At 49.5% G+C, this 12,963-nt stretch carries 14 protein-coding genes; 12 read left to right on the plus strand and 2 right to left on the minus strand.

All coding sequences use genetic code 11. The features are described 5' to 3' along the window. Position 1 precedes the first annotated feature (1 nt). From AC0YNW_RS05465 to AC0YNW_RS05480, 4 genes are all read left to right on the plus strand, one after another. Positions 2-418, plus strand: coding sequence for an Rrf2 family transcriptional regulator (locus AC0YNW_RS05465; protein ID WP_475831057.1), 417 nt, complete (start codon positions 2-4; stop codon positions 416-418). 102 nt (positions 419-520) lie between these two features. Beyond that, positions 521-1,378, plus strand: coding sequence for an SDR family oxidoreductase (locus AC0YNW_RS05470; protein ID WP_475831058.1), 858 nt, complete (start codon positions 521-523; stop codon positions 1,376-1,378). Positions 1,379-1,501: 123 nt separating this feature from the next. After that, positions 1,502-1,915 carry a tellurite resistance TerB family protein gene (locus tag AC0YNW_RS05475; RefSeq protein ID WP_475831059.1) on the plus strand — a complete coding sequence of 138 codons (414 nt, stop codon included), beginning with the start codon at positions 1,502-1,504 and terminating at the stop codon, positions 1,913-1,915. A 244-nt stretch (positions 1,916-2,159) separates the two neighbouring features. Further along, entirely contained in the window at positions 2,160-2,648 is a 489-nt protein-coding gene (locus AC0YNW_RS05480; RefSeq protein ID WP_475831060.1) for a DUF2798 domain-containing protein, read from the plus strand. 131 nt (positions 2,649-2,779) lie between these two features. Here the strand turns inward: AC0YNW_RS05480 and AC0YNW_RS05485 are convergent, their stop codons facing one another. Then, positions 2,780-3,184: a hypothetical protein gene (locus AC0YNW_RS05485; protein ID WP_475831061.1), complete on the minus strand. Its 405-nt coding sequence runs from the start codon at positions 3,182-3,184 to the stop codon at positions 2,780-2,782. Positions 3,185-3,307: 123 nt separating this feature from the next. Further along, the gene (locus tag AC0YNW_RS05490; RefSeq protein ID WP_475831062.1) at positions 3,308-4,000 is read right to left on the minus strand and encodes a Crp/Fnr family transcriptional regulator; all 693 of its coding nucleotides are present in this window, start codon (positions 3,998-4,000) and stop codon (positions 3,308-3,310) included. Between the two features lie 82 nt (positions 4,001-4,082). On the opposite strand from AC0YNW_RS05490, the gene AC0YNW_RS05495 reads away from it, so the two are divergent. The 8 genes from AC0YNW_RS05495 to nagZ all read left to right on the plus strand — a co-directional run bounded on the left by AC0YNW_RS05495 (position 4,083) and on the right by nagZ (position 12,868). Beyond that, positions 4,083-4,841: an HAD-IIB family hydrolase gene (locus tag AC0YNW_RS05495; protein ID WP_475831063.1), complete on the plus strand. Its 759-nt coding sequence runs from the start codon at positions 4,083-4,085 to the stop codon at positions 4,839-4,841. Positions 4,842-4,938: 97 nt separating this feature from the next. Then, the gene (locus tag AC0YNW_RS05500) at positions 4,939-5,598 is read left to right on the plus strand and encodes a cyclase family protein (protein ID WP_475831064.1); all 660 of its coding nucleotides are present in this window, start codon (positions 4,939-4,941) and stop codon (positions 5,596-5,598) included. Positions 5,599-5,737: 139 nt separating this feature from the next. Next, the gene (locus AC0YNW_RS05505; RefSeq protein WP_475831065.1) at positions 5,738-6,376 is read left to right on the plus strand and encodes an HD domain-containing protein; all 639 of its coding nucleotides are present in this window, start codon (positions 5,738-5,740) and stop codon (positions 6,374-6,376) included. A 75-nt stretch (positions 6,377-6,451) separates the two neighbouring features. After that, on the plus strand, positions 6,452-7,348 hold the full coding sequence (locus AC0YNW_RS05510) for a LysR family transcriptional regulator (RefSeq protein WP_475831066.1): 897 nt from the start codon (positions 6,452-6,454) through the stop codon (positions 7,346-7,348). Between the two features lie 676 nt (positions 7,349-8,024). Next, entirely contained in the window at positions 8,025-9,374 is a 1,350-nt protein-coding gene (locus AC0YNW_RS05515; RefSeq protein WP_475831067.1) for an extracellular solute-binding protein, read from the plus strand. A gap of 116 nt (positions 9,375-9,490) precedes the next feature. After that, positions 9,491-10,384, plus strand: a complete 894-nt coding sequence (locus tag AC0YNW_RS05520; RefSeq protein ID WP_387475270.1) for a carbohydrate ABC transporter permease — start codon at positions 9,491-9,493, stop codon at positions 10,382-10,384. A 12-nt stretch (positions 10,385-10,396) separates the two neighbouring features. Next, positions 10,397-11,251 (plus strand): carbohydrate ABC transporter permease, encoded by an 855-nt coding sequence (locus tag AC0YNW_RS05525; protein WP_387475272.1) that lies wholly within the window; start codon positions 10,397-10,399, stop codon positions 11,249-11,251. Between the two features lie 42 nt (positions 11,252-11,293). Further along, the gene (nagZ, locus tag AC0YNW_RS05530; RefSeq protein WP_475831068.1) at positions 11,294-12,868 is read left to right on the plus strand and encodes a beta-N-acetylhexosaminidase; all 1,575 of its coding nucleotides are present in this window, start codon (positions 11,294-11,296) and stop codon (positions 12,866-12,868) included. Positions 12,869-12,963: the final 95 nt, after the last annotated feature.

The following is a 12,963-nucleotide window of genomic DNA, read 5'->3' on the forward strand; positions in this document are numbered from 1 at the left end:
ATTGAAGCAAATTAGCACACGGTTCTCCATTGCGGTTCATACCCTGTCGCTGATTGCTTATACACCGAATGAGTGTACAGGGGATTATATTGCAGCCAGCGTCAATACGAACCCTGTCGTCATCCGCAGAATTATGGGGATGCTGAAGAAAGCGGGGCTCGTTGAGGTGCGTCCAGGTGTAGGGGGCGCTTCACTGCTGAAGAAGCCGGAAGAGATATCATTATTGGATATCTACAAGGCAGTCAATGTGATTGAGGAGAATCAAATGTTCCGGTTCCATGAAGATCCGAACAAGCATTGTCCGGTCGGCCGCAATATCGAGTCGGTCCTGCAAGTGGAATTGAGCGATGCTCAGTCCGCGATGGAAGAGCGGCTCTCGAAGACGACGCTAGGCCAGCTTACGGATAAATTCGAATAAATGAAAGCTCCCGCAAGAGGGCTTTTATTTTTCATACAGTTGTAACTATTATAGTTATAACGATAAGGATTACAACAAAAACGATTAATGGAGGAATGAGCAATGAAAATGTTAGTGACTGGTGCAACGGGTAAATTGGGATCTAAAATTGTGGAGACGTTATTGAAGACAGTACCGGCAGCCGATCTGGCTGTAAGCGTCAGAAATCCGGAGAAGGCGGAGCATCTGCGGACGCGGGGTGTGGATGTGCGTCATGGCGACTTTGACCAGCCTGATACCTTGGATGCCGCTTTTGCAGGCATTGACCGATTGCTGATCATCTCAGCTGACGGAGACAATGATGCGAGAATTCGTCAGCATACGAATGCCGTCGCTGCTGCTGAGCGCGCAGGCGTAGCTTTTATTGCGTACACCAGCTTGGCGAATGCAGCCGAAAGCCCGATCTTCCTCGCCCCTGTGCATCGTGTGACGGAAGAAGTCATTGTGAAGACGGGCATTCCGTATTCGTTCCTGCGCAACAATTGGTATCTGGAGAATGAAGCCGGCAGTATTCAAGCCGTTCTAGCCGGGGCGCCATGGGTGACTTCCGCTGACGGGGGCAAAGTAGGCTGGGCCTTGCAGCAGGATTATGCGGAGGCAGCAGCAGCCGTATTGACCGGCGAAGGACATGAGCATACCATCTATGAGCTGTCCGGGCCGCTGCTGAGCCAAGAACAATTCACTTCTGCGCTCGGCGATGTACTGAACCGGGAGGTTTCGATTCAGCAGGTGGATGATGCGACTTATGCCGACATGATGAAAGAGGCGGGTATTCCAGACTTTGTGCTGCCGATTCTGACCGGCATTCAGGAAGGCATTCGCATAGGGGCGCTTGAGGTGGAAAGCAGTGATTTCGCGAAGCTGCTGGGCCGTCCCGTGACGCCAATCCGCGAGGCTTTGACTCAACTGATTGATGGATGATTGGAAGCCCAAATAATTGAGGGTATCCAGTTGAATTCCGTCCGCGACTCTACTAAACTGAACATAACTCCCTGTTTCCACTATGTGGACATGTTTGGGGTGTCAGAAGAGGAGTGTGCACAATTGTTTTTGCATTTTATCGTGGAACGCGAGCATAAGGAAGCCTTTCTTGATCTAGCGCATCGAATTGCTTCATCAGACGGATTTATTAATCGAAATGAACGAAATTATATTCAAGGCTGGCTCGTTGAGCTTGGACTTGAAGACTGGACGCCAGAGGCAAGAGCGCATTTGTCGACGGCTGAGTTGATTGGCAACCTGCAGGACGATCGAATCAAGCATATCTTCCTGGCTGAGCTGCTGCTGTTGATCTTTGCAGACGGCAACTTCAATGACGAGGAGAAGCGGATTGCGGATGAGATCCAGCGTCTGTTCGGTTGCGATGACGAGACGTTCGGCAAGTTCAGAAGCTGGGTGGAACAAATGAACGCGCTCAAGGTCGAAGGAATGAAGCTGGTGCTTCATACGTCGAGCTAACCCCATTTCCAGGCAGCTTCGGCGCAAGTAATGTAGTTATTTTTGAGCAATAAATAGGTGGTACAAGATGAAGTGCAGCGGGCGGATAGGACAAGACATTGTCCCTTCTGTCCGCTGTTTTGATTTCGGTAAGCAACAAGTACTTGACCGATACATCCAGCTACATTGTTCAAGAATTTGTCACTTATGAAGAGGGGGTCATACCTTCTATAATGACAAAGGTGAACAGAAAGGATGAGGGTTAGTGCCAAGGACGAAGAAAGAAGAGTTTTATTTTGGGTTAATGATGGTAACTGGTATGGTCGTCTTTATGACGTCGTACAATTTGATTCGCAGCGATGCGATAGGTACGCTGACATGGCATGCGGCAGCGATTCAATTGCTGGCTGGTTTTGCAGTCGCCTTTGTCGTGGAGATGTTTGTGGTGGGACCAATTGCGAAAAAGCTGGCTTTTGCGCTGCCTTATAACAAGTCAAAGAAGCTCTATGTTATATTGTCTCTGGCGTTTTTTATGGTGATGGGCATGGTGCTCAGTATGTCGCTCTTCGGGCTCGGCATGTCTTATTATTTCGGTCATTTGGAAGGCGGATCACTGATTGCCAGCTACTTCTCGCTCTGCTTCCGCAATTTCATATTTGCTTTCCCGCTGCAGCTGATCGTCATGGGGCCGCTCGTACGCTTTTTGTTCAGCAAATTTGTACAGCATCGAGTAAGCAAACCGGTTTTGCAATAGCCGAGCTGCTGACGGGATAGGGCAGAGGATGGACCGTTACACGGCGATTCCCGCTCTTCCATACGTTCCAATGCGCAAGAAAGAGGCTGCCCCCAGCAGGGCAGCCTCTTCATCATTTATAGTAAGCTTAACTATACCACGTAATGACCCATATACACGTAGGATGCTCCGTTAGGATGAGTCGGCGCAGTCAACGTAACTTTCAAGTAGTAGGTTTGGTTGGCTTGAACGCTGATCCCGTTATTATGACTAGGGATGACATTATAGTTGGCATCCAGCAATTGAACTTGCAGCGGCCCGCCGTAATTCGTATTTACCACAGTAATGAGCGCTGTACCGCTTCTGTGAGTCGTAAATCTATGAAGCTTCGTGCCTGGGCCAAAAGGTGTGATTAGACCCGTATGGAATACAGCTCCACCGACTAGCACGTCACTCATCGTATGAGAAGTATCATAAGCAGAAACCTTACTTGTTGGCGTTAAAAGGCTTAAAGATAATAGTGCGACAGCAAGTATGAATGTATACGTTTTCCTCATAAAACATTCCCCTTTTCATAAATAGATTAGAAATCTATCTTTACTTTATACTTTATGAAAAGTTATGTAAATATTTACAGAAAAATAGCCATAAAGTTACATGAATATGCATTTTTCAATCTTTTATTCGTAACGAAGACCGTTGGATAGCTGATTAAGCTGATCCCAATCCTGTACGACCATTCTTTTTTTCTCTTTTCTAATGGCGCCTGTCCCAATGAGCTTGGTTACTACGCGATTGAGGTGGCGGGGCGTTGTTCCAATTAGAGATGCGATTTCGGCAATGTGCGGAGTTTCCATTTCTTTGCCGAACTCATGCTGGAGCTTGGTTGCGATCAGATAGCTTGCGAATCGCTCCTCGACAGAAGCCAGCAGATTAATTCTTGAAGCCGTCGTACATGTGAGCAGCTTATAGGATAGATGCTTAAGCAGTTCCTGCATTAACAGGTTATTATGCATCATCTCTGCTTCAACCGTTTGTTTGTTGATGAAAATAAAGGCTGATGGCTCATTCGCCTCGACCTGGGATTGTACCGCTACTTTCTGGATTAATTCAATATCTCCGAAGACGGACAAGGGACTGCAGAATCTCAAAAGCAGTGCCTTTCCGGTTGTGATGCTGGAGGAGACCTTCGTTCGTCCAGTCACTTGGAAATAAAGACCATCAATTTCATCGCCTTCATGCAAGACGACTTCGCCCCGGTCATAATCGCGCAGTTGAATCGGAAGTGTAGCGGACAGCGGGAGAAGACGGACAAGCTGGTGTTCCTCCAAATAGGGTTGAATACGCATCGGATCAATGCTCGTTTTCATCATATTCCTCCGTTTTGGACATTTGTCCTTTTTATTATACTCGGAATTGCTAAGATGAGAGAAAAAATGAAGGAGCAAGACATGGATGAAGAAGATTGTATTTGATTTGGATGGAACCATTTGTTTTTCCGGGAAACCTTTAAGTCCCGCTATGGTTCAAGCATTAGCTTCCCTTGAAGGCCAAGGGTTTGAGCTTATTTTTGCCTCTGCTAGGCCGATTCGCGACCTGCTGCCCATTCTGCCCGTACATATGCATCACTATCCCATGATAGGGGGCAACGGGGCTTTCGTAGCGTCAGAGGGGAGAATATTGGCAACCTCTCCTTTCGATCAAGTAACATTAGGACGTCTTATCCAGTTGATTGTGAAATATGAAGCCGAATATTTGATGGACGGTGAATGGGATTACGCATATACAGGTGATGACACTCATCCGATACGCCGTAATCTGGACCCGGATCGCAAAGCCCGCAATTTGCCGTATGAACAGTTGAATGCAATTGTGAAAATGGTCGTGCTGCGCAGTCTTGATTCACGCCAGCTGCTCGGTGAACTGCAAAAGCTCCCTGTAGTCACTTATATGCATGGTTCGGAAGCCATCATTGATATTAGTCCAAGAGGTACGAGCAAGTGGAAGGGACTTCAAGCATTGGGTGTGCGTCCGCAGGAATTTATCGCCTTCGGTAATGATGCCAATGATATACCGATGTTCCAGCAGGCAGACCATTCCATATGCGTCGGCGACCACCCTGAATTAAAGCGGATCGCAACCGAACAAGTTGTCAGCCTGGAAGAGAAAGTGATTGAGAAAATAGGGGGTTTGGTGTCTTCCTTCAATAGATGAATTCTATGGAATGATAGAAAGCGCAACATTGATTTCGCGGTTTACAATCGCAATACTTAAGTTTAGACAAGCTATACCATAATCGGGAGGCAATGGGATGGAGAAGTGGATTGATTTGAGCCATGTGATCGAAGAGGGATTAGTGACGTACAAAGGACTTCCAGCCCCGGTGATTTGCGATTATTTAAGCCGGGAAGCTTCAAAGGGCATGTATGAAGAGGGGACCGAATTCCAGATCGGGAAGATCGAGATGGTATCGAACACCGGGACGTACATCGATACGCCATTCCACCGTTATGCAGACGGAAAGGACTTGTCGGAGATGGAGCTGGAGCGATTTGCCGGATTGGATGCGATTGTTGTTCGAGCGTCGGTGGATGGGCCAACTATTGGAGAACAGGCATTCTATGGGCATGATATTCGGGGGCGGGCCGTATTAATCCATACAGGGTGGGATCGCCACTGGAATACGGAATCGTATTTCGTGAACGCTCCCCATTTGACGGAAGGCGCGGCACAATATTTGCTGGACCAGGGAGCGGTATTGGTCGGAATTGATTCTTTCAACATCGACGATACTTTGGGTAAAGCACGACCCGTCCATTCCATCTTGCTGAAAGCCGGCATTCCGATCGTCGAGCATCTATGTAATTTGCAGCTGCTGCCAGACGCTGGCTTTATGTTTCATGCTGTTCCGCCCAAAATAAAAGGAATGGGGACATTCCCGGTTCGGGCTTGTGCAAAGCTCCGGCTGTAATCGGCAATCATGTGTTATGCGCGAGCAAATCATGTGTCCTATCTATAATAGTCATAGAAACGATAATATTGATCTATCATTCCGACCTTTATACAATCAAGATGCAACTGATTGAAAACGCTAAGGAGGCTGGAAAAAGATGAGTCAACTTGTCGCTGATATTCGTATTCCGGACAGTAAGCTTGCGTCTGGCGCGGCGGAGCTGCTTCGTGAGCACGGCAATGAACTATTGTGGAACCATTCGCATCGCGTATTTCTGTTCGGGGCGCTTCAGGGGAGGAATGCAGGTGTAGCCTTTGATCCAGAGCTACTGTACATTAGCGCTTTGTTCCATGATTTGGGGCTGACCAAAACCTACAGCAGCCCGGACAAACGCTTCGAGGTTGACGGCGCCAACGCGGCCCGCGGCTATCTTCAGTCGCATGGCGTTCCGGAGCAATCGATCCGCCTTGTATGGGACGCCGTTGCGCTGCATACGACGATCGGCATTGCGCAGTATAAGGAGCCGGAGGTGGCGCTTATCTATTCCGGCGTCGGTTATGATGTCATGGGAGAGAACTTCGACAGTTTGACGGAAGAGATTCGGGCGCAGGTGGTGGCGGCTTACCCGCGCAACAACTTCAAGAACAAAATTCTGCCTGCGTTCCTAGAAGGGTTCAAGCATAAGCCGGAGACAACCTTCGGGAATATTAAAGCCGATGTATGCGCGATGCTGCTGCCGGGCTTTGAGCGGACGAATTTTTGCGAGTGCGTGTTGCATTCGCCTTGGAAGGAATAATGATAAGACCAGAAATAACATCCACCTTACTGGGTGTTATTTCTGGTTTCATCATGTGACAGGAGGAGCAGAGAGATGGAGATCAGACAACTGGAATATTTTATGGCGGTAGCGAAGGAGCTTCACTTTACGCGTGCGTCTGAGCAGCTTGGCGTAACCCAGCCAACATTAAGCCATCAGATCAAGGCGCTGGAGGGCGAGATTGGGATGCCGCTCTTCGACCGAATTGGGAGGCGCACTTCTCTGACGGAGGCGGGCCATATTTTGTTCAAGCATGGCAATCAAATCTTTCAAAGTCTCCAAAGCGCCAAAGAAGAGCTGCAGGAGCTGCAGACGCTCAGGTCCGGGAAGCTGTCGATCGGGGTATTGCCGGGCGAGCTGAATCGTCTGGTCTCTACGCTGCTGTTCGCCTTTCATCAGAAGTACCCGGACATTGAAGTGCGGATGATCGGCCGCGATGATGTCGTAAGCGGCATTGTACAAAATGAAATGGATATGGCGATTACGATTGTGCCGGTGCAGGACGAACGTTTGGAGATCGTTCCACTCTACGAAGAGGAGCTGTTTCTGGCGGTATCGGTTCAGCATCCGCTAGCAGGGAAGATATCCGTTACGCTGGATCACGTAAAGGACGAATCTTTTATCGTATTTCCGAAGCATTATCAGTGCCGTGTGCAGATTGACGCCGCATTCAAGCTGATTGATGCGCCGCTGCGGCCGATAATCGAGACGGATGTGACGGAATCGATTCTAAGTTTGGTGCAGGCGAACGCGGGAGTGTCGATCCTGTCCAAAACGCTGCTGCATATGTGGAAGAACGACCGCATCGCTATGGTCAAGATCGAGAATCCGCCTGTCCGCAGGTCGATCGGACTGATCTACCATAAGGAGAAGTACATCGGCTTTGCAGCGCAGCAATTTATTAATTTGCTGCGGCAGACGATCGTCGATCATGACCTGATTGCGAAATAATAGAATTTATGAGAGAATTTTTTATAAATGTTAACTTCGGCATATACGAAGGTGTTACTTCGCGTGCTGCAAGCCGAATTTCTCAGCTTAGAGCCTGCCGCGCAGCTCATTTCCGCTGTGTAAGCCGAGTTTCTCGGCTTAGAGCAATCTTTATACTAGTTATTATGTATCCATTGCCGGGGTTATTGGCAAGATCTGTTGCGCTAGGTGGCAAAAAGGCAAGAGCTTCTTCAGCAGGGATATGGGCACTAAGCGGTCCTGTTTTTCTGATTGTCATGACAGCTATTTTCTTTTCTTATTGTGTATCGTTATACGGAGCGCCATTAAGCAGTCGGACCTAGAAATGGATGGAGCAGGAGCTCAAACGTATCAAGCTTGATCTTCATCAGATTACCGAGCTATAGGTTAAGAAAGAATAGAATAGCGACGCTTAGGTTGAAATCATTCAAGATAGAGGCTGGTTCAGGGGAGTTGTCCTGATCCAGCTTCTTTTTTTGTGCTCCTGAAAACGATAAAATCCCTTATTGACAAGTGGCGGATGTTGCTCTTATTATTTAATTAGTCCAGTGGACAAAATAATTAATTGGCCGTACATACCGCATATAAGGAGGGTAGCTGCTTCCAGTTGTTCCACGCTTGTTGATTGTACGAAGAAGATACAAGAGGAGAGGTCGCTATGAAAAAAACGAAGCTTGTAGCAACGCTTGTCGCATGTTTTCTACTGCTAGCAGTGATGGGCTGCGGCGCAAAGTCTGGCAATGAAGGAGGCGGCAACGCCACGAATGCCCCGACAGCAACGCCTGCTCAATCCGAGGAGCCGGCCCAAGAAGGGTTGACGGGAGATTTCGAGATTCAATACTTTGTAGGCGGTTACGGAGACGCTTGGTGGCTGGAGACGATCGAGCAATTCCAGAAGGCTAATCCGAAGCTGAACATTAAGCAATCAGCCGGAGCAGTCATCAACGAGCAGATGAAGCCGCGTTGGATTCAAGGCGATCCGCCGGATGTGGTCTACATCGATGGAGCTGGCTCCAATCCGAGACAAATGATCGAAGACGATCAGCTTCTGGACATTACGGAATGGATTCAGTCGGCTGTCAATGTAGACGGCGAGCCGATTCTGGATGTGCTGATCTCGCAGCCTGAGGTGTACGGCGGCAACGTCTACAATATCCCGCTTGTATTCGGCGCTTACGGCAACTTCTACGATCAAGCGCTATTCGAGAAGAACGGCTGGCAGGTACCGACCGACTACGACAGCTTCCTTAAGCTAAGCGAAGAGATTAAGACATCCGGCATTAGCCCTTATATCCATACAGGTGTCTACCCGGAATACATTCATGGCGGGTTCCTGTTCCCCGCAATCATTTCCGCCAATGGCGACAACGCTACTATTTTGGTTGAAATGGGTGAGATGAAGGAAGGCGTCTACCAAAGTGAGCCGGTTCTGAAGGCACTGGAGAAGCTCAGCGAGATCAGCAGCCTTGGATATATTGACAAAGCTTCGTCGGCGCTGAATCATACAGACTCTCAAATGCTGTTCCTGCAGCATAAGTCGGCTTTCATTCCGAATGGGTTGTGGCTGGAGGGCGAGATGAAAAACGATACGCCGGAGGACTTCAAGTTCGCGTACGTTCCATCCGTGACACAATCGAATGGCGGGAAATATGTGGCCATTCCATATACAGCTACCATGGCCATTGCGAAAAAGGCGAAAAACGTAGAGGCGGCCAAAGCCTTTATCGAATTCGTATTCACCAAGCAGCATTCGCTGAACTTCGCAGAGAAGACAGGAGCGCTTATGAACGTGAAAGCCGATCTGGAATCCTCAACAGCGAGCGATGTGGTGAAGGGGGCTATGAGCTTCTATAGCGACGGCAGTACGCTGGTAGCTCCGGTTGTCGAGTTTAATCCGGATGTGAAGACGGAGATGAACAATGCGACGGTGGCCTTGACCTTAGGCAATATTACACCGCAGCAATGGGGCGAGCGGGTGGTAGCTGCAGCGGCCAAAGCGCGCAAATAGATTGCATCTTCTGACGAACTGATTGTTGCCGGATTGCCTGTGCTACAGCAATAGCTGACGTGCGCTGGCCCTCCGGCTCAGGTCGTCACACGAATCTGATACAAGGAAGGGTCAGAATGATCAATACGAACAAGAGAAAATGGTTTATCCTGTCGTTCCTTATCCCTACTTTTTTGTTTTTCGCCATGTTCACCATCTATCCCATTGCGCGCGGCATGTACATCTCATTGTTCGACTGGTCAGGAAGCTCGGAGTTTATGACGTATATCGGTCTTCAAAATTTCGTGGAGCTTTTCAAGGATCCAATCTTGTGGAAATCGATTACGAACGACTATTTCCTTGTCGCGGGCAAAGTAATCGGCATTGTGGTGCTGGCAACTTTTTTTGCAGTAGCGGTCACACGCTTCAAGCTTCGCGGAGCAAAGATTTATCGAATCGTCTTTTTTATGCCCAATATTATCTCGGTCGTGGTCATTGGGGTGCTGTGGAGATTTATCTATAATCCGAACATCGGCATTTTGAATTCGCTGCTCTCGGTCTTTACCGACGAGCCTGTAAGGACGCCTTGGCTCGGTCAAGCCGATACGGCGCTCTGGTCTATCCTATGGCCTTCGATCTGGGCGGGGATCGGCTTTTATTTTCTGCTATTGGTAGCAGCTATATTGACCATTCCGACTTCGTTGTATGAGGCTGCGGAGATCGATGGCGCATCGGAAGGCAGGCAGTTCTGGTCCATCACGGTACCGCTGATATGGGAGCAAATCAAGGTGAGTATTCTTCATATTGCCATCACGACATTGAACGGTTCGTTCGTCATGGTATGGATTATGACGGAGGGCGGACCTGATAATGCTACGCAGGTGATGGGCTCCTATCTGTATCAGATGGGCTTTAAGCAATTCCATATGGGTTATGCCTCAGCTATCGGCGTGTTTATTCTTGCGATATCACTGATTACTACGTTGGTTCTTCAACGGTTGCTGCGCCGTGACGAGACACAACTGTCATAGGAGGAAGCGGCCATGAATCCGATCACAACCAAGCGAAGCCATCGAGCTTTAACGATATTGTCCCAAATGATTCTGCTGCTGTGGACAGCAGCGGTATTGTACCCGCTCATATGGACGGGACTCGGCGCATTGAAGGACAATAAGCAATTTATGCTGGAGAAACCTTGGGCGCTGCCCAAACTGCCACTACTGTGGAGCAACTTTACGGATGTATGGAACCGGTATCATTTCAACGATTTCTTTATGAATTCGGTCGTCGTTACGGCAGCCAGCACATTCCTGGCTATCGTACTTTCGGCGACAACGGCATATATACTGGCTCGGTTCGCATTCAAGGGCAGCCAGGTCATGTACTATGTCTACTTATCAGCGATGATGATCCCTATGATACTCGGGCTTGTACCGTTATTTTTCCTGCTGAATGATCTGGGGTTAATTAATAATCTTGTCGGACTCATTATTGTGTATACGGCGTGGGCGCTGCCTTTCAGCGTATTCGTCATGGTCAGCTTCTTCAAGTCTTTGCCGAGGGAGCTGGAGGAGGCTGCTTATATCGACGGAGCCGGTTATTACCGGACGTTTTTTCAAGTGATGTTCCCCCTTGCGCGTTCCGGCGTCATTACGATTGGCATTATGAACGCGCTGAATACGTGGAATGAATATTTGATGGGCACGGTGTTCGTGAATGATCCTGCGAAGTACACGGTTCCGGTCGGTATAGCCGTCATGCAGGCGGAAATGCAATTCCGTACAGAGTGGGGACCCCTGTTCGCAGGCTTGTTATTATCCATGATTCCGGTCGTTGTCATGTATATCATGTTCCAGCGGCATATCGTGGCGGGTGTAACGTCAGGCGCTGTGAAGTAAAGGGAATCTTAGAGCAACACAGATAGAGAAAGGATGGAGAGTATGGAATCAGCCGCTAGCTGTCCGCAATCGGAGAGCAATACCAGACTAAGCCTGGAAGAGAAGATTGCGAGGATGTGCGTAATCGGAGTACCCGGCCCTTATATAGACGAAGAGACATCGCACAGATTCGGCGCTTATCCGTTTGGCGGGCTGGGGATCTTTCCTCATAATATCGAATCCGAAGCACAGTTGAAGGAATGGATTGCGTCTGCAATCCAATTGTCAGCATCAACGCCTAATCCGAAGCCATTCTATCTGTCCATCGACGAGGAAGGCGGAAGCCTCTCCAATCTGAAAGACTTCTATCCCTATATGCCGAGCAATCGGGCTGTCGGGCTGGCAGACAACGAACGGATCGCCCATGAGCAAGGAAAGCTGATCGGCAGCCAATTGCATGCGGTCGGCATTCCGATGAACTGGGCACCGGTGCTCGATGTGAATACGAACATTAATAATCCGGTCGTTGGCATCCGGTCGTTCGGCGAGGATCCGAGCACGGTTGCAAGGTTGGGCGCTGCCTATATCGCAGGCATGCATGAAGCGGGAGTGGCGTGCACAGCCAAGCACTTCCCGGGTCACGGCCAAGTTAGCGGAGACTCCCATATCGACCTGCAAACCTGCGAGCTTGATCTGGATCAACTGCTGGCGGGACCGCTCCTTCCGTTCCAGAAGGCGATTGAAGCTGGAGTAGATTCCGTGATGCTTGCTCATATCGTGTTCCCAGCTATTCCGGAATCGCAAGGACTGCCGGCTTCGCTTAGCTATTATTTCGCTACAGAGCTGCTGCGGAATAAGCTGGGCTTCCAAGGTGTCATCTGTACCGATGATATCGAGATGGGCGCGATCAAGAACAACTATGAGCCTGCCAAGATCGGGGTTATGGCTGTCTTGGCCGGCAATGACAGGATTCTGATGTGCCATACGCCGCAATTCCAGGATGAGGTCATGGCGGGTATTGTGAAGGCAGTCAGGGAAGGGGTTATCCCGGAGGAGCGGATCGACGAATCCATGGCCAGAATCGATGAGCTGCATGCCAAAATGGCCTCTTACCGCGCATCGGCTTCACCGGTGCCACGTGAACAGTGGAAGGAACGCATCCTTGTTCTCGCCAGGGAGACCGTGAAGCTGACGGATGATCTGCAGCAGATGGTTCCTTTACAGACGGACAAGCGTTACTTGCTCGTCGTTCCGAACCTGGAGAGACAAAGCAAAGCCGACAATTCCGATGATAAGCAGCTGCCGCTTGCCGGGCTGTTGGCCAGTCGAGGCATTCAGTTGACGGCGATCTCTCTGTCGCAAAATCCGGATGCGGGCGAACAGAAGCGGGTCGCCGATCAAGCAGAAGACTTTGATGCCGTCATACAGGGAACGATTAATGGGCATCTATTCGAAGGGCAAGCGGATTTGGCTCGCGCGCTGGCGAAGCGTAAGCCGCTGCTTGCGGTCATACTGCGCAATCCCTATGACGCGGAGGCTCTGCCGGAGCAGGCAAGCAAGGCGCTGCTATGCTCCACTTCAGATTATTCGTTAACGGCACTGGCCGAGCTGCTTGTTCCGAGAGGGGGGATTGCATGAGATAGAGGTAAGAGGGGCTAAGGAGCACGGCATCACGAATCGCAGATGCAAGTGGATTCAACTGTTGTATTACCTACACTTTTGAGAGGCGGTTG

Source organism: Paenibacillus sp. J31R120 (assembly GCF_056269225.1).

Excerpts from the sequence above, each read along its gene's own strand:
- AC0YNW_RS05505 (WP_475831065.1), top strand. The coding sequence starts at position 5,738 with ATGAGTCAACTTGTCGCTGATATTCGTATTCCGGACAGTAAGCTTGCG.
- AC0YNW_RS05485 (WP_475831061.1), bottom strand. The coding sequence starts at position 3,184 with ATGAGGAAAACGTATACATTCATACTTGCTGTCGCACTATTATCTTTA.
- AC0YNW_RS05520 (WP_387475270.1), top strand. The coding sequence starts at position 9,491 with ATGATCAATACGAACAAGAGAAAATGGTTTATCCTGTCGTTCCTTATC.
- AC0YNW_RS05495 (WP_475831063.1), top strand. The coding sequence starts at position 4,083 with ATGAAGAAGATTGTATTTGATTTGGATGGAACCATTTGTTTTTCCGGG.
- AC0YNW_RS05500 (WP_475831064.1), top strand. The coding sequence starts at position 4,939 with ATGGAGAAGTGGATTGATTTGAGCCATGTGATCGAAGAGGGATTAGTG.
- AC0YNW_RS05525 (WP_387475272.1), top strand. The coding sequence starts at position 10,397 with ATGAATCCGATCACAACCAAGCGAAGCCATCGAGCTTTAACGATATTG.
- AC0YNW_RS05490 (WP_475831062.1), bottom strand. The coding sequence starts at position 4,000 with ATGATGAAAACGAGCATTGATCCGATGCGTATTCAACCCTATTTGGAG.
- nagZ (WP_475831068.1), top strand. The coding sequence starts at position 11,294 with ATGGAATCAGCCGCTAGCTGTCCGCAATCGGAGAGCAATACCAGACTA.
- AC0YNW_RS05470 (WP_475831058.1), top strand. The coding sequence starts at position 521 with ATGAAAATGTTAGTGACTGGTGCAACGGGTAAATTGGGATCTAAAATT.
- AC0YNW_RS05515 (WP_475831067.1), top strand. The coding sequence starts at position 8,025 with ATGAAAAAAACGAAGCTTGTAGCAACGCTTGTCGCATGTTTTCTACTG.
- AC0YNW_RS05510 (WP_475831066.1), top strand. The coding sequence starts at position 6,452 with ATGGAGATCAGACAACTGGAATATTTTATGGCGGTAGCGAAGGAGCTT.